The sequence below is a fragment of the Oceanobacillus kimchii X50 genome, assembly GCF_000340475.1.
Taxonomy (GTDB): domain Bacteria; phylum Bacillota; class Bacilli; order Bacillales; family Amphibacillaceae; genus Oceanobacillus; species Oceanobacillus kimchii.
This window is the reverse complement of record NZ_CM001792.1, coordinates 562,584-586,380: the sequence shown is the minus strand read 5'-3', so window position 1 is coordinate 586,380 and position 23,797 is coordinate 562,584. Positions and strand designations below refer to the sequence as shown.

The window sequence follows — 23,797 nt, the reverse complement described above, 5'->3', positions numbered from 1 at the left end:
TGTTCTCTTACCAATTTAATCCTGTATTCATTTGTTATTTAAAATAATTGTAATTAAATATTGATTTTTATCTGGAGTATATTATAATATTAAGTGTAGAAGATTTAATACTTAATGAATAGAGAGGAGATTTTACATTGAGTAATAAAAGAAACACATTAACAACTGCTTCTGGAGCTCCAGTAGGCGATAACCAAAACTCAATTACAGCTGGTCATAACGGACCTACACTACTACAAGATTTTCATTTACTAGAGAAACTTGCTCATTTTAATAGAGAACGTATTCCTGAACGAGTTGTACACGCAAAAGGTGCGGGTGCATATGGGTACTTCGAAGTTACAAATGACGAAATTTCAAAATATACAAAAGCTGATTTCCTCAGTGAAAAAGGTAAACGCACGGATATGTTCATCCGCTTCTCTACAGTTGCTGGTGAGCTAGGATCTGCGGATACTGTACGTGACCCTCGTGGTTTCGCAGTTAAATTTTATACTGAAGAAGGTAACTACGATTTAGTTGGTAATAATACACCTATCTTTTTCATTCGTGATGCGATTAAATTCCCTGATTTTATTCACACTCAAAAACGTAACCCACAAACTCATTTAAAAGATAAAGATATGGTATGGGATTTCTGGTCGTTATCACCAGAATCATTACACCAAGTTACCTATCTTCATAGTGATCGTGGTATTCCTGCTACACTACGTCACATGAATGGATATGGAAGTCATACGTTCAAATGGGTGAATGCAGAAGGAGAAGCATTCTGGGTTAAATATCACTTTATTAGTGAACAAGGTATTAAAAACTTAGACCCTGCTCTAGCAGATAAAATCGCTGGTGAAAACCCTGATTACCATACAGAAGATCTATTTAATGCAATTGAAGAAGGGGATCACCCTGCTTGGAAACTATATGTGCAAATTATGCCTTACGAAGATGCAAAAACGTACAAATGGGATCCATTTGATGTAACAAAAATCTGGTCTAAAAAAGACTACCCTCGTATTGAAGTTGGACGCATGGTATTAAACCGTAATCCGGAGAATTACTTTGCAGAAGTAGAACAAGCTGCTTTCTCTCCTGGTCAGTTCGTACCTGGAATTGAAGCATCTCCAGATAAAATGCTTCAAGGTCGTTTATTCGGTTACTCTGATGCACATCGCTACCGTCTAGGAGCAAACCATCATAGTATTCCAGTAAACCGTCCTAAAAACGAAGTAAATAATTATCAGCGTGATGGTTTTATGAGTGTAGATGGTAATGGTGGAAACAAGCCAAATTATGAACCAAATAGCGTAAATGGTCCTACAGAAGATAGTGAATCCAAAATCAAACCATTTGAAATATATGGTCAAGCAGATAGTGTAACTTACGACAGTGATGATCACTATACTCAAGCTGGTGATCTTTATCGACTTATGTCAGCAGATGAAAAAGACCGTCTAGTTGAAGCATTTGTAGGTCATATGACTCCAGTTACTAAAGATGAAATTAAACTTCGTCAAATTGAGCATATTTATAAAGCAGACGCTGAATGGGGAGAGCGCGTAGCTCAAGGTCTTGGATTACAAGTACCAGAAAGCGTAAAATAATTATTAATTAATATTAAAGCATGGCTCTTTTTAGAGCCATGCTATTTATTTATCATCATTTCCAACCATCGTTAATGCAATCCTACCTTTTTGTACATCGACTTGATCAACCCAGACTGTTACTACATCACCAACCGACGCAATATCCATTGGATGTTTAACGAATTGCTTCGACATCTTCGAAATATGCACAAGTCCATCTTGCTTAACGCCAATATCAACAAACACGCCAAAATCAACTACATTTCTCACTGTTCCTTGCAGTTCCATACCTGAATTTAGATCTTCCATGTTCATTACATTCTTCTTTAACAAGGGTTGAGGGAAATCATCACGAGGATCTCTACCAGGCTTCCCTAATGCTTCCATTATATCTTCTAACGTCGGTAACCCTATTTCTAATTTCTCAGCAGTAGCTTTTTTATCTATATTATTTAGATCCTCTTGTAGTTTTTCACTACCAATATCATTCTCTGTATACCCTAACATCTGTAATAGATTTTTTGTCTGATCATAGCTTTCTGGGTGAATTGGAGTACGATCAAGAACCGTATCTCCATCAGGAATTCTCAAGAAGCCTATTGCTTGTTCATACGTTTTCGCTCCAAGTCTTGGAATTTTCTTTAATTGCTTACGGTTCGTAAATTTTCCTTCTTCATTTCGCTGCTTCACCATATTATTCGCCACTGTTTTACTTAATCCAGAGACATATTGCAGTAATGAAGAGGAAGCAGTGTTTACATTTACACCGACTTGGTTAACGGCTGTTTCTACTACAAATGACAATGACCCGGATAACTCTTTTTGACTCACGTCATGCTGGTACTGACCTACACCAATAGATTTTGGATCAATCTTTACAAGTTCTGCTAAAGGATCTTGTACACGTCTAGCAATAGATACCGCACTTCTTTCTTCTACTTGTAGGTCTGGGAACTCTTCTCTAGCTAAAGGAGATGCAGAATAAACACTGGCACCTGCTTCATTGACAATAATATACGGAAGATCTAGCTCTTTATTTCGAATAACATCAGAAATAAATTGCTCTGTTTCACGAGAAGCAGTTCCATTCCCGATAGCAATTAGTTCAACATTAAACTGTTCAATGAGTTGTAAAACGACTTTTTCTGCTCCTTTGACATCATTTTTCGGAGCTGTTGGATAAATTACTCCAATATGATGTACCTTCCCAGTTTCATCGACTACTGCTAGTTTACAACCTGTTCGAAATGCAGGATCCACTCCTAAGACAACTTTCCCCTTCAATGGTGGTTGTAATAAAAGATTTTTTAAATTCACAGAAAATACTTCAATTGCCTGCGATTCTGCTTTCTCAGTGAGTTCATTACGAATCTCTCGCTCGATAGATGGCTGGATAAGTCGTTTATAACTATCCTCCACCGCCATTTTCAAAGAGTTGGTAATTTGTTCATTAATATTATTTTTAATGGTTTGCTTCTCTAAATAAGATGTTATTTGATCTACAGGGGGTTCAATTTGCACTTTTAATATCTTTTCTTTTTCCCCTCTGTTCAATGCCAAAATTCGATGAGAAACTAATGAGCGTACCGCTTCACTATAAGAATAGTACATTTCGTATATTCCTTTTTCATCGTCTTCTTGTTTCTTCACTTCAGATTGAATGAGGCCACGCTTAAACGTAATATCACGGATATAATCACGGTATTTTGCATCGTCGGATATCCATTCTGCAATAATATCATTCATACCTTGCAATACATCCTCTATTGTATGTAATTCATGTTCTTCAGAAAGATATCGCTTTGCCTCTTCGTGTAGATCAATATCTTTCTCTTGTGACCAAACGATTAGAGCGAAAGGTTCCAAGCCTTTTTCTTTCGCAATAGTTGCTCTCGTCCTACGTTTTTGTTTATATGGACGATATAAGTCTTCCACTCGTTGTAATTGCGTAGCAGATTTAATATCATTTTCTAGTTCTTTGGTAAGTTTTCCTTGTTCCTCAATGATTCGCAAAACCTCTTGCTTACGTTCAGAAAGGTTAACTGCATAATTCCACTTGTCTTGGATTGACTTTATTTTAACTTCATCTAATCCACCTGTAACTTCTTTACGATACCTTGCGATGAAAGGAACGGTATTTCCTTCATCTAGTAATGCAATTACTTTTTCAACCGTAGTTGTTTCCACTTTGGTTTCATCAGTTACAATTTTTAACAAACTTTTATCTATTTCAGACATTACTACTCCTCCTTGAATATATTATCTATTTTATCAAAAACTTCACTTGAATCCTAATTTTGATAGGGTTCGTTCATTCTTAACACAAAAAATAGCTGATTTCATAAGAGACTAACTTAGCGTTAGTTATGAAATCAGCTTATTTCTTAAATCGCATTGCAATTAAAGTAGTATCATCGTGTCTTATCTTATCCGTAGTCTGGCGGTAAGTATCAATTATAGTTTCTACATTAGAATCAATAAAAAAACGTTGAGATAACTCTTTATCTTGAACACCATCAGAAAACATGATTAAATTTGTGTTTTTTCTAAGTTGATACGTCATTACTTTACATTTACGATTGAAACTACCTAGATAACCCGCATTCGGGATATTTCGCTTTTTCTTTTTTCCTTCTTCCAAGACCATAATTCCAATGTTACCGATCGAAGAGAATGATGCAATATTATTATGGAAATTAATTTTTAATATTCCAAGAACGACGCCTCTTTTTCCAGCTAACTCACCATTACATACTCGCACAATTTCTTCTACTGGTGCTTGAACTTGGCTTTTAATTATATCAATTACTACCTGAGATGACTCTTTGGCAATCTCACCACTCCCAAGTCCATCTGCTATTACACATAGAAATTCATTTTCTAACTCTATATAAAAATAGCTATCTCCACATTCATAATTCCCTTTTTTCGGTTCTTGAAATACAGAGACATCTACATGTTCTCCAGAAATCAATCTAAAACCTCCGTACTCTCCGACTGAATCGCTTCTCTAAGCTTTCTTAAAGAACGACGTTGTAGTCTAGAAACGTGCATTTGAGATATACCAAGGAGTTCTCCTGTTTCTTTTTGACTCATATTCTTAAAATACGTACATTCTAATATTTGTTGTTCTCTTTCAGATAAAATCGGAAGTATTTTTTCTAGCATCATGCGTTGTTCTACATTATCATAACCATCTTCACTATTTCCTACAAGATCTAGAATAGCCACTGTACTTCCATCAGAATCAGCTTCGATTTTCCGATCAACTGATAATGCTTTATAGCTCTGACCCATTTCCATCGTTTCTAAAATTTCTTCTTCTGATGTACCAATATAATCTGCTATTTCGGTTACAGTAGGAGATTTCTGATTATCCGTAGTTAATTCGTCTACTGCTTTTCTTATTTTTGGTCCTAATTCTTTAATACGTCGTGGTACATGTACACTCCATGTTTTATCACGTATAAATCGTTTAATTTCACCTATAATTGTTGGTATAGCAAAGGATTCAAATGACTTACCATATGTTGGATCATATCTCCTTACCGCTGCTAGTAATCCAATCATTCCTACTTGTACTAAATCCTCATGAATCGCACTATTTTTGGAATACTTTCTCGCGATGGATCCCACTAAGTCTTGATACTTCAGGACAATTTTTTCTTGTATTTCTTCGTTAGTTGGATCTTTCTGTAGATATTCAATCCATTGGTAAACCTCATCTCCCCCTTTATTGTGTGGTTGAGATTTGGTCGTCATCCACGTCCACCTCTTCTTCTGTTATATATTTAGTCATCATAATCATTACGCCATATTGATTGTTGATTTTCACATCGTCCATTAGTGCTTCAATCAGGAATAAACCAAACCCACCTTCTCTCAATTTTTCTACTGGTTCTTCAGGGTGGTATGGACCTGTTTCCTTTTTAATTTTTTCTAGGTCAAAGCTTTCTCCACGATCGGCAATCATTATTTCGATATGATCCTCATATATTCCGAAACCAATTGTAATTTCTCCTGATTCATTATCATTATAAGCATGGTTTACCGCATTTGTAATTGCTTCAGATACCGCAACTTTTAGATCCTCAATAGATTCGTATGAAAAACCCATACGATTGGCAACTCCCGATAATGTAAGACGGACAACACCTACATACTCAGGCTTTGCTGGAACTTTCATTTCAATATAATCATAGTTACTCATTATTCATTGACACCTCGAATCGCTGCTTTTAACTGAATGATTTCATCTAAACCAGTAATTTCAAATATGCGGTAAACTCTATCCTGTACGTTAATCAACTCAAAATTGCTTTCTTTTTCTTTTGAAGCTTTAAGTGCACTTACAAACACTCCTAAACCCGTACTATCCATATAATTTACCTCTTCTAAATCAACTTGCACATGATTAGAGGACTCTTTGATCAATGGTAACAATGTTTCCTTTAATTTTGGAGCAGTATAAGCATCAATTTCACCTGCAACCTTTAATACAATTCGACCATCTTTTTCCTCCGTATTTACCGATAAATTCATTACGTACCTCCTCGTTCATTAACATAATGGTATAAGACATAGTATTTCTTATTAGAACTTTTACTTATGTACCCTATCAAATAAAAAATCAAACATTTTTTCTAATGGCAAATAATGTAAAATCATCTCGAAGTTGAAATCCTTGCAACCGCTCAAAATGTTTGTAAACACTCTCAACCATCTTTTGTGCAGATAAATGCGCGTATTCACGAATCACTTGTAGTACTTCTTCTGTTTCAATAAAACGGTCTCCATCACGACACTCGGTCACACCATCTGTTAGTAAAATTACCATGTCATTTTCTTTCATCGTTAAGTCGATTTCTTGATAAGTTGCGTCAGGCATAACACCTAACACTAACCCTTTCATCTTTATTTCTTCAAAGGTATCTGTTTCTGCATGATAAAAATAACCGGGTTCGTGACCAGCTGAAGAAAAACGTAGTAAATTTTCCGATGGATGATAATGTGCATAACACATCGTAATAAACATACTTGGGTCAATATTTCTTTCTACAACTCGGTTAAGGTTTTTTAAAATTGTTTTCGGACGCATGGATTCCTCAGGATAACTATCAACAGCATACTTAATCATCGACATACAAAGCGCTGCTGGAATACCTTTACCAATAACATCGGCAATAGCAATTCCAAAGGTATCTCCACTACCTTTAGCAAAATGATAGTAGTCACCATTCATCTGATGTGCAGGAACACTAATAATTCCAAGATCAACACCAGCGATTTCTGGCTTTTTTGTTCCTAGCAGTGTCTTTTGCATATTAGCTGCAATGGATATTTCCGATGCTAATACATCTTTCTCTTGCCTGAGATTAGTTACTTCTTGTAAAGCCAATCCGTAAAAAATCATAGCTTCCAATAAAAAGTTCATGGAGTGCTTGTAATCATCCGGTAAATGTGGATTTAAGCTTTCCATTGCTTGTATATGAAGATTAATGATTTCTTCAGGTAATATATTCTTTTTTATAAAATCTTTACTTACTTTCTCAATGCCATACAATGCTTCTTCATCTTGAGAATGAATATATTTTTCCAATAAATCTTGGTATCTTTTTGTATTATTTTTTATTGTCTTTTCCATTTGATTATCCCCCGTAATTTATAAGTAGAGGAAAATTATACTAGTTTCGAACCGTCATATGGGATATTTTTTATCTAACCCACTTCACAGCTTTTATTCTTGTACCTTTTCCTGTTTCGGATTCAATATCAAAGTCATCCATTAGTCTTTTAACTCCTGGAAGTCCTGCTCCAAGTCCTCCGGAAGTAGTATAGCCGTCTTGCATAGCACGACTAATATCGCTTATTCCAGGTCCATTATCTAAAGCAATCATGCATAAACCTTGTTTCTTTTCGCCTTTAATTACTTCAAAACAAATCTTACCGTGTTCAGCGTATAAGTATATGTTACGAGCTAATTCAGATATTGCTGTTGCAACTCTCGCCTGGTCAACCGTTCCGAAACCTACTTGCTTTGCCATTTCACGACCAAGTTGTCTTGCTCCAACAATATCCCACTCTTTTTTAATATTCACGCAGGATTGTGGATCCATCATTATACCTCCAGTTCCTGTTGAAGCTTAACTAAACCTTGTTCTAGATCTAATGCTGTCGGGACATTTTGCATATGGATACCTAAATCAATTAAAGTCATTGCAACAGCAGGTTGAATCCCAGTAAGTACAACTTTCGCCCCCATTAAATCTGACATTGATACAACGTCTCCAAGTACTTTTGCTATAAACGAATCAATTATATCAACAGAAGTTAGGTCAATTACTACTCCTGAAGCTCCTGTTTTATGAATTTTATCTAATAAGTCTTCTTGAAATTGAATTGCTGTTTGGTCATCTATTTCTGTTTGAATAGAGATAAGTAAATAGTTATGAAGTTTTAAAATTGGAATTCGCATACTTATTCTCCTTTCAAGGAATTTATGATTCCTTCAACGTCAGCCTCACGAGTTTTTAAATCTATTACTTCACGTCCTGTAAGTTCTAATGCCTTAGTAAAACCTTTTTTCAATGAACTCTGCGTAGGGAAATTACTTAGATCAATACCTAAATTGACAATAGTTTGAGCAATTTCAGGACGTATACCTACTAAAATGCATGTAGAACCAATTAATCGAACAGCTTCCGCAGCTTGAATAATATGATGTGCAACCATCGTATCAACTACTGGAACACCTGTTATATCTATTAATACTACTTCTGAATTATGTTTTATGGTACCTTCCAAAAGGTTCTCCATAATTAACTTTGCTCTTTCTGTATCAATTGTACCGATTAAAGGCATTACCGTAATACCTTCCATAACAGGAATCAGTGGAGCTGATAATTCTTGTAAAGCAACACGTTGCAACGATAGGATGTTCTCCCAGCTACCAGAATATTCATTCACTAATTGGCGAATTAGAGGCTCCACCCACTCATCAACATTAGACAAAATCATTGAGAATTGGTTCGAATCAATTTGTTCGGATTGACTAAGCAAATATTCAGTTGATACTCTTCGAAAAATTTGTAGTCCATCCGTCAAATAACTCAACGGCCATCCTAAGTTAATGATTTTTTCAGAAAAGTCCTCCACTTCATTAGATGAACCTTGGTTACGAATACTAGTGAATATTACATTGACAAATTCACGATTTGTACTTTCATACAACTCGTCCGAAATAGTCGCTGTATAATTCCCTGTTTTTAATGAACTAATTTCCTCCAACCAATTTTCAACAATTGAATCGCTATTTTCTATAAGGAGCTCTCTAAATCCTCGTTTCATGCTTCCTCTACCTCCACCAAAATAATTTAAATTAAAATTTAGACATATTGTTACACGTAATATCAAATTGTGCAATTAATATATACATATATGTATGTATTTGAACTGTTTTCCCTTCTAATTATACCACAGATACAGTTTCTAAAAACATCTGTAACTTCGTTTATTGATTGTCTACCTTTATTAAGTGAAACTTGATTCAGTGGCTTTTCGCTCTTTTTCTACCGCATGTTAGTACCGCATGACATGGTCTAAAGCTTTACAGGATTAAACATTTAACGGACAGTTGGTCCCCCACTTAGCTTCTTCGGTTAAGATAAACACAAAAAACTCCTTACTCAAAGAAAGAGTAGGAGTTTAACCACCATATACATCTTTTAAGCCGAGGCTTATTTCCAGTGCCTGATTAATTTTAATCATCATTTCCTTATCTAATTTCGTAATTTTATCCGTTAAACGCTGTTTATCCAACGTCCTGATTTGTTCCAAAAGAATTACGGAATTCCGATCAAATCCATATCGCTTTGCATCAATCTCCACATGGGTTGGTAATTTTGCCTTTTGAATTTGCGCTGTTATCGCAGCGACAATAACAGTAGGGCTGAAACGGTTACCGATGTCGTTTTGGAGAATTAGGACAGGCCTCACCCCACCTTGCTCCGATCCAACAACGGGGGATAAGTCAGCGAAATATACCTCGCCTCTTTGAACGATCAAATTGTTACACCCCGATCACAGAGCGCTCTAGGGTGTTTTCAGCCTCCTCTTCAGCTTGAAAGGCCTCGGAAGCAATCGTCAAATTAATACGTCCCATTTCTTCATAACCACGCTGCATCGTTTCGTGGAAGCGCTGAATATGCTCTTCTTTTTTATGGTTTAAATAAATTTGCGTTGCTTCACAAATAAAATCGCTAAGATCGCTATTTTCATATTTCATTAACCCATCCACCTCACTTAGTAGGTTCTTTGGCATCTTCACCATGATTTCTTGTAGACTTTCTGACAAAACCATGCACCTCCAACAACTGTTAACGAACGATATTAAATTCTTTTTTATCATAGCATCTCATCGGTCGATTTGCAAAGGGGTTCTGGCGATTTTATTAAAAAAATATATGAATTTGTCGTTTATTCCTGTAGAAATGGTGGTATATAATGTTAGTTATACTTCTTTAAGTTTCTCTTATCATTTGGAACTCCTGTAAAATATATGCACAAATAATTAAATCATGCTAAAAAGAATTGCATCCCACGTAGAAGAACCTATACAAACTGGTGAGCTTTTGCGTCCATTTTAATGATTACTTATTGCCTCATAAAGACAAAGAACAGGCCCAATTGTTGTGAGCCTGCTATCATCTGGTTTATTTTACGACCTGTCCTTGTACAGATTGCGCTACTTGTATCATTTCTTCCTTCGTAAGCTCGTCACTAGCGAGTGTATAATCTACACCTCCGAATGTCCATTGAAGTGTATTGTCTTCTAATGCACCAATCGTATTTCCAAGGTTAATAATTTCTCCATTTACCTCCAATGGTTGAGACATTACATTTTCAGTTAATTTCTTTTCTTCCACTAGAGTAAAGTTTTTCTCGCCTTCAAAGGTTAAAATAACACGAGCACCATCTTCCATTTCAACTTCTCTTTTACTCGTATTCTCTGCTCCTGCAGTAAATTGTGGGTATACAACCATTAAATCATCTGTAACACTTCCGCTCGCTTCCACATCTTCTGTGGCAGATGATTCTTCTCCATTGTTACCTGCACCTTCCATATTTTTCTCCATTGAAAAATCGTCTTCTGCAAAAGTCGGGTCTAACTCAAAATTAGAGAATGTTACATTCACTAATGCATTACCATCTTTATCTAAAACCTTAACCATTGCTGGAGTAAATGCATCTTTATCGAAATAAACCTCCTGAAATGGAAGATTATTATTGCTTTGATAATTTGTTTTTGTTTTAAAAACATAATGATTATCCGTTGATTCAAAAGTTGCCTCTGGATCATTAACAACATCCGTAACCAATGATTGGAAGAGATATGGTTGGCTACTATTATCCGGCCACTCGGTCTGGAATTTAAAACTTTTATCTAAAGCTGGAGTTAACACAAATACGCCATCATCATTTTTCAATATAATTTGACTTTCCTGCTGATCCATTCCATTCTCTAACTTTACTCGATATTTATTATCTTTTTGGAACCATACATCAATGGCAAATGTTTGTTCCTCAGAACCAGTATTCATAGCCATTTCCGCAGTTGCCTTATAACCATCCAAATCTTCCGTTGTTTCTTGTAGTTTTGCCACAACATCTTCTTGTGATTTTTCACCACATGCTGCCAGCAAACCTACAACAGCTACTAAAATAAATGCTACTTTAAAAGCATTGTGTTTTTTCATCAGCATATCTCCCTTGTCTCAATTAACAAAGGGAACTATTCTCACTCACTAGAAGTTAATGTACGCAGGACATTAGGGATTCCTTCAATAATATCAGTTGCAGTTAAATCATAGACGGAATGCTTTTCTTTCACTAAATTATCTGCTGAAGCAGAATGTAAATAACAAGCATTACAGATTGCTTCAAATATCGGTTGATCTTGCATTACCATAGCAAGGATAATCCCTGATAATACATCTCCACTACCACCCTTAGCAAGGCCAGGATTCCCTCCAGATTCAACAACTTGCCTACCTGTAGGTGATGTAATAATAGTAAATTTTCCTTTTAATACTAAATATACCCCATACTCCATCGCGAATTCCTTACTAAAACTAAATGGTTTTTGCAATATTTCTGATATGGTTACATCTAGTAAAGTTGCCATTTCTCCAGGATGTGGAGTGAGTATTGTAGGTTTTTGTCGTGACTTCAATTCATTTAATTGATCTTTTAAATGATAAAGCCCATCTGCATCTACAAGTAATATACCTTTCGCTGCAGTAATTGTTTCCTGAATCAGTTTTTGTGTTACTTTCTTTCTACCAATTCCCATTCCAATTGCTACTGCATCATATACAGAATAATCAATTTCTGATGCACCGGAAAGATAACCCTCTTGTTCTTGAATTGGTATATACATGGATTCATTACAACTAGAAGCCATCATAGATATTACAGATTTGGAAGTGCCCGTTGTCGTCAATCCCGCTCCAGATCGTACTGCTGCCCTCGTAGTCATCATGACAGATCCGGGCATTAAATGATTACCCCCTATTACTAACCCTCTGCCATGCGTTCCTTTATGGGAATTTTCCTTTCGCTTAGGAAAAGAAGATTGAAAATCTGTTATGTTCCACCACTGCTTATCCGTATATTGATGAATGACTTCAAATGGAAAACCAATGGAGACCATCATCCATTCTCCATAATAGGAAGCTGTATCCTGTAAAAATAACGACTGTTTTAAGGCTCCAATTACGACTGTTGTATCAGCTTGTACAGCATAAAATTCAGAATGATATTCATCTGCTGGAAGCCCCGATGGAATATCAATAGCAATCACTTGTTTATTTGATTCATTTACGAATTGTGCAATAGATAATATGGAATCTTTTAATGTTCCCCTTACTCCTATTCCTACCATTGCATCAACAATTACTGTTGAATCTTTTATAATGTGCTTTACTTCATCCGATATAAAATCTCGATAAAATATCAATCCGTTGCATCGGAGAAACAAATTTTTATGATAATCTGCATCTCCTTTAATTTTTTCATCACCGACAACTTGGACTACTTTTACACTGTAGCCTTCCACATGTAACGTCCGAGCTACTACAAACCCATCTCCTCCGTTATTCCCTCCACCGACAAGTACCGTAATGACATCCTTTTTTGTTATTCTTTTTTTGATTTCCCTACTTACTTCTCTACCTGCATTTTCCATTAATATCTTTCCGTCTACACCGATACTTCCCATTGTTTCCCTATCAATACCGTACATTTCTTCTGCGGTGACAATAAACATGTCGTTCCCTCCTACCGCACTAAAATATATGAGACAAACTATACAATTATGCATTTTCCATTACTCACGTGTTTCTAAAATAACATTTGCAACTGCATATGTTTTACTATGCGAAATAGATAAATAAATCGCATTATCATTATATCCTCTCACCTTCATGTATGGTGCACCATGAACATTATTGATAACTTCCATATCTTTGAAACTCACCTCACCAATACCTGTTCCTATAGCTTTAGCAAATGCCTCCTTAGCAGCAAATCTTCCGGCTACATATTCCACTTTTCTATGATCTGATAAATGTTGAAACTTCCTTTGTTCGTTTTCTGTTAAGATACGATCTATAAAACGATCATCTCTTTTTATTAGTGCTTCAATTCGATTCAGTTCAATGATATCAATTCCTACTCCACAAATCATCGTACTCTCTCCTTAACTTAAATCGTACTCTCTCCTTAACTTAAGAGGTTAAAATTGTTTAAAAGACCTTATATTGGTCATAATTGATATAATTCCGTATTATAATGATAGTATTTCTTATAAGGTATTAGCATCACTCTTACCTTCTATTATACATGTATCGGGGGATTCCTCATTGTTTATACGTAATGAACGAAGTATTAAAGAATTTATGAGTCTATATCCTGTTGTTTCTGTATTAGTTATTATCAATATTATATTATGGGCAATTAACGATTTACTGCAATTACAAATTGGTAGGTTTATCGAAATTTACGGAATAGGATTCAATGCAGCAATTGCAGATGGACAATGGTGGCGAATAATTACACCAATTTTCCTTCACGGTGGATTAATGCACATGTTATTCAATTCATTTTCACTTGTACTATTTGGACCAGCATTAGAACAAATGTTAGGTAAATTTAAATTTATCCTTGCATATCTTGGTACTGCTATTACTGCTAACATTGCAATATTTTTTCTACAACCAATGAATTATGCTCATTTAGGAGCTTCTGGAGCGATATTCGGGTTATTTGGTATTTATGTATTTATGGTAATGTATCGCAAAGATTTAATAGATCAATCCAGCAGTCAAATGATAGCTGTCATTGTCGGAATTGGACTTGTAATGACCTTTATCAGACCTAATATCAGTATTCTTGGTCATCTTTTCGGCTTTCTTAGTGGAATCATCTATGCTCCATTATTATTAAGGAATGTAGCTAGCTATTCCCCTTGGATAAGACGTAGAACAAAATTTGCTGCAGATGATGACGCTGTACAGTTTGACCCTAATCGTTGGCGAAGAAAAAAAAGAATTCCAACATTTATTCGAAAAAACCTCCTTTGGATCATAATCGGATTCTTTGTTTTATTAGGCATACTAGGAAGAATGGGGATACTCTAAAAACACGGCCAAGTTATAACGGCCGTGTTTTTTTTAAGTCTTCTAATAAAACCAACATAGCAAATTAAAGTGTCACCTTATCCCTTAAATAAAGTCAGAAAATTATTTCAATAACATCTATACTAATGATATAATAAACAAAAAGGATTAGTCTAAAAGACTCACTTGAATGTGTTAAAAAACTATTCTACTAAACAGAAAGGAACCTCAATTATGGAACTATGAGACTAAACAAGTAATGAAATTATAGCAAGTAATTTAATATCATTTAACAGTAAGGAGCCTCGATTATGTATTATATTTATCCGCCATTATTTTTTACTCTCGGAGCTATTTTCGGCTCGTTTTTTATGGTCGTTGGTTTACGACTCCCCAAACAAATTCCCTTCGCTAATGCTCGATCATGTTGTGATCATTGTTTCTATCAACTTCGATGGTACGATAATATTCCTATTATTTCTTATATTTTTCTTAGGGGAAAATGCAGGAATTGTAATTTAGGAATCCATCCGCTCCATATTGTAGTAGAAATCATAACAGGAATTTTATTTACAGCAAGCTATTATCACATCGGTATACAGTGGGAGCTATTTATTTCCTTATTACTTGTATCTTTATTAATTATTATTTCTATTACAGATTTTATGTACATGGTAATCCCAAACAAACTGTTACTTTTCTTTCTACCCACCTTTATTATTTCACGAATTTTACTACCTTTAGACCCATGGTGGTCTATGTTTGCAGGTGCTGCCATAGGTTTTAGCATTATATTTCTAATCATAATAATAAGTAAAGGTGGTATGGGGGCAGGAGATATGAAATTACTTGGTTTAGCAGGTCTTGTTTTGGGTTATAAAAATATTATTCTAGCATTTTTCTTAGCATGTGTAATTGGTTCTGTCATCAGTATTTTTTTATTATCCATCCATTTAATTCGACGAAATAAACCATTTCCATTCGGTCCCTTTATCGCAGTTGGTATTTTCATATCATATTTCTATGGAGATTCATTAATCAATTGGTATCTTCAATATTTAATATAAATAACATCTTTGAATAGTAATTGAGTGCCTATATTAACGATCAGATACACTACAGTCTCTATAAGGCAGCTTCACTAGACAGTTTCAATAGTGACCGAAGCGCATTTTCACCTCTCATGCGGCTATCTTTTAAATAAATAGTTATGCCTTCTTCTATTCTCAATCCAAAAAAAGAAACGTAAATTTTGCTCCAGCTTCCATATACTCTAGAATAGATATGTCTTCTTCTATGATTTTACCAATCACATTCACCCTTTTATCTTTAGGTAAATCCACCTTCGTAATTTGTAATTCTCCTTGATATCTACCGTAATTACTATTATCAATCGTAATCGAACCTTTGCTTCTCGCATCTATTCCTAGAGGTTTAATCGTCGATGTTCCTTTACTCGCATAACTTCTTGATTCTACAGAGCGAATAACATCCCGCGCTGCGTCCATTCGATTGGTATGATTAGTATCTAGAAGTTTTATTATCTCTTCATCCTTGGTTAAAACATCTATTCTTAATGCGAATACCTTTTCATGCACATATTGTTGAATTTGTTCTTTAGATGTTTCACTGATCCCCGGATCCCCAACGTATATATGGTCTACCCATTCATTATGATCGAATTCAACAAATGATGAAAATGTCGATGTTTTTCTATGTTTTTCAAGTGTTGGTAACCTTTCATATAATGGTGCTCGTAATGTTTCTTCGCCTGGTATAAAGGTCATTACTTTTAAACCAACCGTTTTTAACCACTGGTTTTTCCGATTAAAATCTTCTAAACCCAATCCTGTTTCTGGGCGAGGATAATAATTATGCCATGCTTCCATATTCGCTAGATTCCCGCCTTGACGGATAATACGAGTTATATTTTCCTCTGTAATCGTACTTGCGTTTAGTGCAATTTTCATCTGCTTAGACAGGTTTGCAATGGTTGAATCATCAATACCATAGTCTACTCGTAAACCAGTAACTCCCCAATCAATCAGTTCATAGGCATTCTCCCACGAATAGCCAAGATATTCTAATGATTTTGGAGATACATCTGCTACTAAATCCATATGATAACTCTTGGCAAGTTCTCCTAATTTTTGGAGACGTTCTACGTAGACGTTTGGATCATCTTCTGGAATATGTAAGGAAGTAAATATCCCTTTAAACCCACCTGTATTCATTTGATAAATATACCTTTCCCATTGCTCGTAATTCGGATCATTTAAGAATACGGATATCCCTAACATCTGATGCCCTCCATATCTTTATCTTTTATATTTGATCTATTAAGCTAAGAAGACTCCCTTGAAATCCACATTTATTAGGAGTCTTCTTATAACTAAATTTTATTTTAGATTATCTGCCATCGATTCTTTAAATCCGAAGAAATATGTTACTAAAAATCCTGCAGTGTATGTGATTAACAGCCCAAGAAAGTAGAATAAAAATTTATTATCAACAATTAACGGTATCAACGGTAAGCCAGAAACACCTATACTAGATGAAGCTGTCTTCATCGTTGCTTGGAACGCTCCACCCACTGCAGCTCCGATACATGCTGTAATAAATGGACGCCCTAAAGGTAAGGTAACCCCATAGATAAGTGGTTCGCCTATACCCAGGAAACCAGTTGGTAGACCACCTTTAATCACATTCTTCAATCGTTGATTTTTTGTTTTAACATAGATTGCAATTGCGGCACCAACTTGGCTCGCACCTGCCATTGCTAGAATAGGTAATAGTGCAGTTGCATCATAAGCATTAATTAATTCCATATGAATAGGAGTCAATCCATGATGCAAACCAAACATGACTAATGGTAAGAAGAAACCTGCTAATACCGCACCAGCAAAAGCTCCTCCAACATCTAACACCCAATTTATTCCCACTGTAATCCCTTCTGTAAGGACACCAGCAATTGGTTGGACTACTACTAACGTCAACATTCCAACGGTAAGAATGGTAAGTGTTGGTGTGAAAATAATATCCACAACACTTGGAATAATCTTTCGAAATTGCTTTTCAAATAGAACCATTAGCCACGCAGCAAACATGGCACCAATTAATCCTCCATACCCCGGGGTGAGATTGGTTCCAAACAGCGAAATATCAGCCAATGCCGGATTCATTGTAATAATACCTGCAATAGCCCCTAATACTGGCGTTCCACCAAATTCTTTAGCTGTATTCCACCCTACAACAATGGCTAAATAACCAAATATACTGCCACCTAAGACGGTTAACAATTGCATCCATGTTAATGTTGGATCGACCCCAGTGTTTTTTAGGAACCCTGCAGCACCATTTATTATCCCTGAACCTACAATACCTGGGATTAGCGGAATGAAAATACTACCAATTTTACGAAGAAGATTTTTCATTGGTGTATTATTTTTTTGCTTTATTCCTTCTTTTGTTTCTTTGGCAACATCGTCACCAAATAATTCAGAAGAATCACCGATTTTAATACCGGTAATGTCTGTTATGTATGCAGCTACCTTGTTTACAGTACCTGGTCCAACTACTATTTGTAATACTTCATCTTCAATGACACCCATTACCCCTTCTATTTCCCTCAGAGCAGACTTATCAACTTTCTCATCATCTTTTATATCTATACGCACTCTTGTCATACAATGTGTGAAAGAACGAATATTATCTTTTCCACTGATATGTTCTAATATCTCCCTTGCTATCCTTTCTTCCTTCTTCATTGACTCTCCCCCTAATTAGTTTTACGTATAAACCCTTCTGCCTGATCTAGATGTTGTGTCGCTTCTTCAAAATTACAATTTAATAAAATCATTACAATGGCTGTCTTAACAGAGTTGTTTGCTTTTTGTAAGTAGTTTTCTGCAGTAGCGTAATCGACTTGAGTAGCTTCCACAATAATTCGCTTGGAACGATCTACTAACTTCTTATTCGTTGGTTGGAGATCTACCATTAGATTTTCATATACTTTTCCTACACCGATCATGGAAGAGGTAGAAATCATATTTAAGATCAATTTTTGTGCAGTTCCCGCCTTTAGCCGTGTCGATCCTGTTATCACTTCTGGTCCTGTTTCTGCCTCAATGGCAATTTCAGCTATTTTTCCTATTTCTGAATTTTTATTATTACTTATCGAAACGGTGGATGCTCCTATTTCTTTTGCATACGATAGTCCTCCTTTTACATAAGGAGTTCTTCCACTTGCAGCAATTCCAATTACAGTATCATTCTCCGTTAAATTAATGTCTGTTAAATCTTGTTTAGCCATTATTTCGGAGTCCTCTGCTCCTTCTTTGGCTTTTGTAATCGCTTCCATTCCTCCTGAAATCAATCCTTTTACCATTTCAGATGAAACTCCAAACGTCGGTGGACATTCAGATGCATCTAACACTCCCAATCTACCACTAGTCCCTGCACCGATATAAATTAATCTACCATTGCTTTTAAACGAACGAACAGTTCGATGAACCGCCTTCTCAATAGAAGGGATTTCTTTTTGAACTGTTTGTGGAACCGTATAGTCTTCACGATTCATAATCTCTAGAATTTCTTTTATAGATTTAGTATCGATATCCATCGTTTTTGGATTACGCTGCTCAGTTGGTAATTTATCTAACAAATCTTCACTTCCTTTTCTCTACTATTCTTAATTTTTATTTTACAATAGTGAAACTATTAGTCAATCATATTTTTATAAATAATGAAATTTAATTTCATGAACAGTAGTAATGATTTATTTATGTTTTTCACTTTTAGCGCCTTAGTCGTTCTACTTCTTTTCTGGCGTCTTGATATTTTGATAAGACTTGATCACCTTTAGAATGAAATATACTTAAATAAAGTGCATCTATTACTGTAAGTTGCGTCATTCTAGAAGGTATACTTCCTATTCTAAAATCATCCTCTACGGTTGGTGTACACAAATGAATTTCTGCTAATTTATATAAAGGAGACTTATCTAAATTTGTTATTGCGATTACAGTAACTCCACTACGCTTCGCTACTTCAGCAAGATCAACTACATCTTTTGTTTTCCCAGACATACTGATTGCAATAAGTACATCATCTTCTTTTAAATAAGGAATCGTCGAAAGCATCAAATGAAAGTCCTGTGGAGCAGTACAAGCGTATCCTAATCTTGTAAATTTATAATACCCATCATATGCTGCTGTAGAAGACCCCCCAACACCAAAAAATAATATTTGATTCGCCTGTTGTAAAAGATTAACTGCTTTATCTAATGCCTTGCGATCAATAGACGAGAGCATTGATTCAATCGCCGTTTTATTAACGTGGACGACCTGTTGAAAAAAATCAAATGGTTCTCCCTTTGTTTTTAGAATTGAAAAATCAGTTAATTGACTATCTGATTTGGTGATTTCCCTAACTAGTTCTAGCTTTAATGTCTTAAAACTTTCGATTCCGACGGATTTACAAAATCGGACTACAGTCGCTTCACTACTTCCTGTTTTTTTAGACATATCCTTCGTAGTCATATTCGGAACTAGCTCTGGATATTGTAAAATAAAATCACCTATTTTTCTTTCTGCTTCGGATAAATCATTAATCTTTTGTTGAAGTCGTTTTAATATAGATCCCATAAATAGTACCTCTCAAACTTTAATTTATTTTCTAAAGTTAATTATACATACTTTTACCAATTTCACTAAACTGAACAATAACTTAATAGACTCAGGCTTTCGTTTAGAGTGTTAAACTTAAGCAATCAACAGCGTTAATTCTTCTCTCACTAAAATGTTAGTAAGGACTATACCTAAAAGTCCCTTAAACAGAGTCGGACAATTATCTAAACCTCTAGTCTTCAAGTACGGTTATTACTGCAAGTTAGGTGCAAAATAAATTTCAAAAAAATCTCTTGATATTTTCTTCATATATAGTAAAATACAGTTAACTGGTATATACAACTATACTAGTTAACGTGTTTTACTTTATTGACTGTGTACAAAAATGGTGTGCATCAGTAACTATTTCTTAGAGTAAATATAAGAGCCTATTTAAAAAACCAAAGGCTCACTTACATTAGCCTTTGGTTTTTTCATCTCTATGAAGTGTGAGATGGAATTTATATTTATCTGCACGATATATTGTTTGGGTAAATTCAATTGGGATTTCTGTCGGTTGGTCTAGATAACTTATTCTTTCCATAATCAACACGGGATCACCAGTTTGAATATTTAAGAAGTTAGCTTGTTCTTTAGTTGCAAGTGCACCTTCTATCGTTTGATTTCCAACGATAATATGCTTCCCTACTTTTTGTTCAATATATTGATAAAAAGAGCCTTGTAAATGAATTTCTTCCAATTCTCCAACCAATTTTTTTGGAGTGTAAATAATTTCAAATGCCAGGGGATCTTTATCAGCAAAACGAATACGTTTTATTTCATAATAGGCTTCCTCTGGTTGTAATTGAAGTTTATGTGCAATTTGACTTGGTTGGTTGTGAAGCTGAATATATAGCAATTGATTGGATGGGGTTAAGCCACGCTGTTTCATATCTTCAGTAAAACTTGTTAAGCCAGAAAGATCATGTTCAAATTTAGGTTGAGCAATAAAAGTTCCCTTTCCTTTCACACGATAAAGAAGGCCTGCAGCAGCTAAATTATTTATGGCTTGGCGAACTGTCATACGGCTTATATGATATTGTTCAGCAAATTCTCTTTCAGATGGTAGAAGTTCTCCCGGAAGCCACTTTTGTTTATCAATTTGATGTTTTATATATTCTTCTAATTGGTAATAAATTGGTATAGGTGAATTTTTATCAATCATTTTAATACCCCTTTAATTGATGCAGTGAAAAATTTAATTAAAAATAGCTTATCAGAATTAACGTTTAATGTACATTAACATGTATAGACAACTGTATATGTTTATTTTAAAAAAAGAAGGTCGGATGAAAATGAAAATAATACAAACCGAAAATTATCAATTGATGAGTAAGCTCGCTAGCCAGCACGTAATCAATACCATAAAGCAAATAAATAAACCAGTTATCGGATTAGCGACTGGATCAACTCCTGAAGGTCTCTATCAACATTTAATTAAAGCTTATCATAATCATGAAATTTCCTTTACAAATGTATCTACATTTAATTTAGATGAATATGTTGGTCTGCACAAAGAAAATACAAATAGTTATCACTATTACATGCAGAAATTTCTATTTAACCATGTTGATATTCCTTCTAAAAATATCCATTTGCCTAATGGAATGGCAAATGATTTAACCAATGAATGTACATCTTATGAAAAACAAATCCAACAGGCTGGTGGTATTCATATTCAAATTCTAGGAATCGGTCGAAATGGGCACATTGGTTTTAATGAGCCTGGTACTTCCTTTGAAAGTCAAACACATGTCATTGATTTAGATGAATCTACTAGAAAAGCAAATGCACGTTTTTTTGACTCCTTTGACAATGTACCAAAACAGGCAATCACAATGGGAATAAAATCTATTATGCGATCAAAGGAAATACTCCTACTTGTTTCTGGAAGCGAGAAAGCAGATGCGCTTGAAAAATTAGTAAATGCTGAAGTAAATGAGGATTTTCCAGCATCTATTCTTCAAACACATCAGAATGTCAAAATTATCGCAGATAAAGCTGCTTTAAGAAACATCTCTTGTAATTATGTTTCAGAAACTATGTAATCAAATTGTTCAGTAACCTATTAACCAAACGAGTTACTCATAACTAGACAACATATTTTGTGAAAAACTTCGAAAAAAATCCCACTACATATCTTGTGTAGCGGGATTTTTTAACTTGCATAGGAAGATTATAAAAGTTGTGTGCAGCAAACAATTAAATTACTGAACCAATCGCGTCCGGCGCTCGCGCCTTTGTTACTTAATTATCTCTATTACGGCGTTGGTAATTACCTTTTCCTTTTCGGTTGCGACCACCTTGACCGCGTCCTCCTTGGTTACGGCCACCTTGTCCACGACCACCATAAAAACGTTTGTTATTAGAACGTCTATTATTTTTATTATCTTTTTGGTTTTTCGCTTTCTTCACGCTGATTGGTGCGACAGAAGAAATACGAACCGGTGTATCACGACGCTCTTTCGTCATCATACTGATAGCAGCTGAAACAACTGTAATTGAATCGTACTCATCCAATAATTCTTTCGCTGCATCTTCGTATACTTTTAAGTCTTTTTCATTAATTGCTTTCTTTAGCTTTTCAATCGTTACTTGTTGTTGTCCACGACGAGCATCTTGATTCGTTGGTGGTGCCATACGCTTCATCTTACTCTTTGTTGTTTGTTCAATAAGATTTAAATGAGCCATTTCTCTTGGAGTAATGAAAGAAATTGCCTCACCCATTTTTCCAGCTCGTCCTGTACGTCCAATACGGTGTACGTAGCTTTCTGGATCTTGCGGGATATCAAAGTTATAAACATGCGTTACCCCAGAAATATCAAGACCGCGTGCTGCTACGTCTGTTGCTACTAATACATCAACACGACCCTGCTTGAATTTCTTCAACACAGACATACGTTTTCCTTGTGTTAAGTCACCGTGAATACCTTCAGAGCGATACCCTCTTGCTTGTAACCCTTCAGCTACTTCATCAACACGCTTTTTCGTACGTGCAAATATAATCGCAAGTTCTGGTGAATTAATATCCAAATGATTGTTTAAAGTATCAAATTTATATTTCTCAGGAATTTCGATAAAATACTGATCGATATTCTCTACAGTCATTTCTTTCGCTTTAACTTTAACTTCTTTTGGTTCCTTCATAAGCGTAGTAGCGATATTACGGATTTCTTTAGGCATTGTCGCAGAGAAAAGTAAAGTTTGTCTTTCTTCTGGAATACCTTTTAGAATATCACGAATATCGTCAATGAATCCCATATTAAGCATTTCATCAGCTTCATCTAAAACAGCTGTGTGCACTTCATCAATGCGAATTGTTTTGCGACGCATATGATCCAATAATCTACCTGGTGTTGCCACAACAATATGTGGACCATCTTTTAACGCTCTAATTTGACGATCCATTGGTTGACCACCATATATTGCAAGAGCTCTTACACTCTTAAATTTAGCTAAACGATTTATTTCTTCTGCTACTTGAATAGCAAGTTCGCGTGTAGGTGCTACAATCAAGCCCTGCACCTTTCTTACTTTTGGATTTATCTTATTGATTAACGGAATACCAAATGCAGCTGTTTTACCTGTTCCTGTTTGTGCTTGGCCAATAACATCATGACCTTCTAGTGCATGAGGGATAGTTTCCGCTTGAATTGGTGTAGCTTCCTCAAACCCCATTTTTTCTAATGCCTTCATGATTGGGGCGGAAACACCTAGTTCGTTGAATTTTGTCACCTAATAGTCGACTCCTTTTTTGTGAATATTCATCGCAAAAGAGGCCTGTGATTTTCTCATACTTTATTCCATCCTTTTGGTTGTACAATTTTTAGAAGTAGAACCCTATTAGAGCAATGGGTCTCCTATCCATTGC

24 protein-coding genes are annotated in these 23,797 nt (G+C 35.3%); 4 read left to right on the top strand and 20 right to left on the bottom strand.

What is annotated here, in order from left to right; genetic code table 11:
• Positions 1-137: 137 nt before the first annotated feature.
• Entirely contained in the window at positions 138-1,601 is a 1,464-nt protein-coding gene (locus C794_RS03250) for a catalase (protein WP_017795714.1), read from the top strand.
• Positions 1,602-1,646: 45 nt separating this feature from the next.
• On the opposite strand, the gene C794_RS03245 is transcribed toward C794_RS03250, so the two are convergent.
• The 14 genes from C794_RS03245 to acpS form a co-directional block, all read right to left on the bottom strand.
• Positions 1,647-3,821, bottom strand: a complete 2,175-nt coding sequence (locus C794_RS03245) for a Tex family protein (RefSeq protein ID WP_017795713.1) — start codon at positions 3,819-3,821, stop codon at positions 1,647-1,649.
• A gap of 139 nt (positions 3,822-3,960) precedes the next feature.
• On the bottom strand, positions 3,961-4,557 hold the full coding sequence (locus C794_RS03240; RefSeq protein WP_017795712.1) for a SpoIIE family protein phosphatase: 597 nt from the start codon (positions 4,555-4,557) through the stop codon (positions 3,961-3,963).
• Positions 4,554-5,345 (bottom strand): RNA polymerase sigma factor SigB, encoded by a 792-nt coding sequence (gene sigB, locus C794_RS03235; protein WP_017795711.1) that lies wholly within the window; start codon positions 5,343-5,345, stop codon positions 4,554-4,556. Before sigB ends, C794_RS03240 begins: the two co-directional genes overlap by 4 nt.
• Complete coding sequence (gene rsbW, locus C794_RS03230) at positions 5,317-5,793, bottom strand: anti-sigma B factor RsbW (RefSeq protein ID WP_017795710.1); 477 nt, start codon at positions 5,791-5,793, stop codon at positions 5,317-5,319. Before rsbW ends, sigB begins: the two co-directional genes overlap by 29 nt.
• Positions 5,793-6,125: an STAS domain-containing protein gene (locus C794_RS03225; RefSeq protein WP_017795709.1), complete on the bottom strand. Its 333-nt coding sequence runs from the start codon at positions 6,123-6,125 to the stop codon at positions 5,793-5,795. Before C794_RS03225 ends, rsbW begins: the two co-directional genes overlap by 1 nt.
• Positions 6,126-6,213: 88 nt before the next feature.
• Entirely contained in the window at positions 6,214-7,227 is a 1,014-nt protein-coding gene (locus C794_RS03220) for a PP2C family protein-serine/threonine phosphatase (protein ID WP_017795708.1), read from the bottom strand.
• Between the two features lie 70 nt (positions 7,228-7,297).
• Positions 7,298-7,699 (bottom strand): anti-sigma regulatory factor, encoded by a 402-nt coding sequence (locus C794_RS03215; protein WP_017795707.1) that lies wholly within the window; start codon positions 7,697-7,699, stop codon positions 7,298-7,300.
• 2 nt (positions 7,700-7,701) lie between these two features.
• Positions 7,702-8,058 carry an STAS domain-containing protein gene (locus C794_RS03210; RefSeq protein WP_011065030.1) on the bottom strand — a complete coding sequence of 119 codons (357 nt, stop codon included), beginning with the start codon at positions 8,056-8,058 and terminating at the stop codon, positions 7,702-7,704.
• A 2-nt stretch (positions 8,059-8,060) separates the two neighbouring features.
• The gene (locus C794_RS03205; RefSeq protein WP_017795706.1) at positions 8,061-8,930 is read right to left on the bottom strand and encodes an RsbT co-antagonist protein RsbRA; all 870 of its coding nucleotides are present in this window, start codon (positions 8,928-8,930) and stop codon (positions 8,061-8,063) included.
• 357 nt (positions 8,931-9,287) lie between these two features.
• Entirely contained in the window at positions 9,288-9,647 is a 360-nt protein-coding gene (locus C794_RS03200) for a type II toxin-antitoxin system PemK/MazF family toxin (RefSeq protein ID WP_011065028.1), read from the bottom strand.
• A 4-nt stretch (positions 9,648-9,651) separates the two neighbouring features.
• On the bottom strand, positions 9,652-9,936 hold the full coding sequence (locus C794_RS03195) for a CopG family ribbon-helix-helix protein (RefSeq protein WP_011065027.1): 285 nt from the start codon (positions 9,934-9,936) through the stop codon (positions 9,652-9,654).
• A gap of 358 nt (positions 9,937-10,294) precedes the next feature.
• Positions 10,295-11,338: a LolA family protein gene (locus C794_RS03190; RefSeq protein WP_017795705.1), complete on the bottom strand. Its 1,044-nt coding sequence runs from the start codon at positions 11,336-11,338 to the stop codon at positions 10,295-10,297.
• Between the two features lie 41 nt (positions 11,339-11,379).
• On the bottom strand, positions 11,380-12,909 hold the full coding sequence (locus C794_RS03185) for a bifunctional ADP-dependent NAD(P)H-hydrate dehydratase/NAD(P)H-hydrate epimerase (protein ID WP_017795704.1): 1,530 nt from the start codon (positions 12,907-12,909) through the stop codon (positions 11,380-11,382).
• Positions 12,910-12,969: 60 nt separating this feature from the next.
• Positions 12,970-13,329 (bottom strand): holo-ACP synthase, encoded by a 360-nt coding sequence (gene acpS / locus C794_RS03180; protein ID WP_017795703.1) that lies wholly within the window; start codon positions 13,327-13,329, stop codon positions 12,970-12,972.
• 175 nt (positions 13,330-13,504) lie between these two features.
• Here acpS and C794_RS03175 point away from each other — a divergent pair, with 175 nt between their 5' ends.
• Positions 13,505-14,281 carry a rhomboid family intramembrane serine protease gene (locus tag C794_RS03175; protein ID WP_017795702.1) on the top strand — a complete coding sequence of 259 codons (777 nt, stop codon included), beginning with the start codon at positions 13,505-13,507 and terminating at the stop codon, positions 14,279-14,281.
• 290 nt (positions 14,282-14,571) lie between these two features.
• On the top strand, positions 14,572-15,327 hold the full coding sequence (locus C794_RS03170) for a prepilin peptidase (protein WP_017795701.1): 756 nt from the start codon (positions 14,572-14,574) through the stop codon (positions 15,325-15,327).
• 159 nt (positions 15,328-15,486) lie between these two features.
• On the opposite strand, the gene C794_RS03165 is transcribed toward C794_RS03170, so the two are convergent.
• From C794_RS03165 to C794_RS03145, 5 genes are all read right to left on the bottom strand, one after another.
• The gene (locus tag C794_RS03165; protein ID WP_017795700.1) at positions 15,487-16,560 is read right to left on the bottom strand and encodes a DUF871 domain-containing protein; all 1,074 of its coding nucleotides are present in this window, start codon (positions 16,558-16,560) and stop codon (positions 15,487-15,489) included.
• A gap of 99 nt (positions 16,561-16,659) precedes the next feature.
• Positions 16,660-18,027 (bottom strand): PTS transporter subunit EIIC, encoded by a 1,368-nt coding sequence (locus C794_RS03160; RefSeq protein WP_017795699.1) that lies wholly within the window; start codon positions 18,025-18,027, stop codon positions 16,660-16,662.
• 11 nt (positions 18,028-18,038) lie between these two features.
• Entirely contained in the window at positions 18,039-18,923 is an 885-nt protein-coding gene (gene murQ / locus C794_RS03155; protein ID WP_017795698.1) for an N-acetylmuramic acid 6-phosphate etherase, read from the bottom strand.
• 133 nt (positions 18,924-19,056) lie between these two features.
• Positions 19,057-19,905 (bottom strand): MurR/RpiR family transcriptional regulator, encoded by an 849-nt coding sequence (locus C794_RS03150; RefSeq protein WP_017795697.1) that lies wholly within the window; start codon positions 19,903-19,905, stop codon positions 19,057-19,059.
• A gap of 439 nt (positions 19,906-20,344) precedes the next feature.
• Positions 20,345-21,091 carry a GntR family transcriptional regulator gene (locus tag C794_RS03145; protein WP_017795696.1) on the bottom strand — a complete coding sequence of 249 codons (747 nt, stop codon included), beginning with the start codon at positions 21,089-21,091 and terminating at the stop codon, positions 20,345-20,347.
• Between the two features lie 130 nt (positions 21,092-21,221).
• On the opposite strand from C794_RS03145, the gene nagB reads away from it, so the two are divergent.
• Positions 21,222-21,974, top strand: coding sequence for a glucosamine-6-phosphate deaminase (gene nagB / locus C794_RS03140; RefSeq protein WP_017795695.1), 753 nt, complete (start codon positions 21,222-21,224; stop codon positions 21,972-21,974).
• Positions 21,975-22,173: 199 nt separating this feature from the next.
• On the opposite strand, the gene cshA is transcribed toward nagB, so the two are convergent.
• Positions 22,174-23,661: a degradosome RNA helicase CshA gene (gene cshA / locus C794_RS03135; protein ID WP_017795694.1), complete on the bottom strand. Its 1,488-nt coding sequence runs from the start codon at positions 23,659-23,661 to the stop codon at positions 22,174-22,176.
• Positions 23,662-23,797 lie beyond the last annotated feature (136 nt).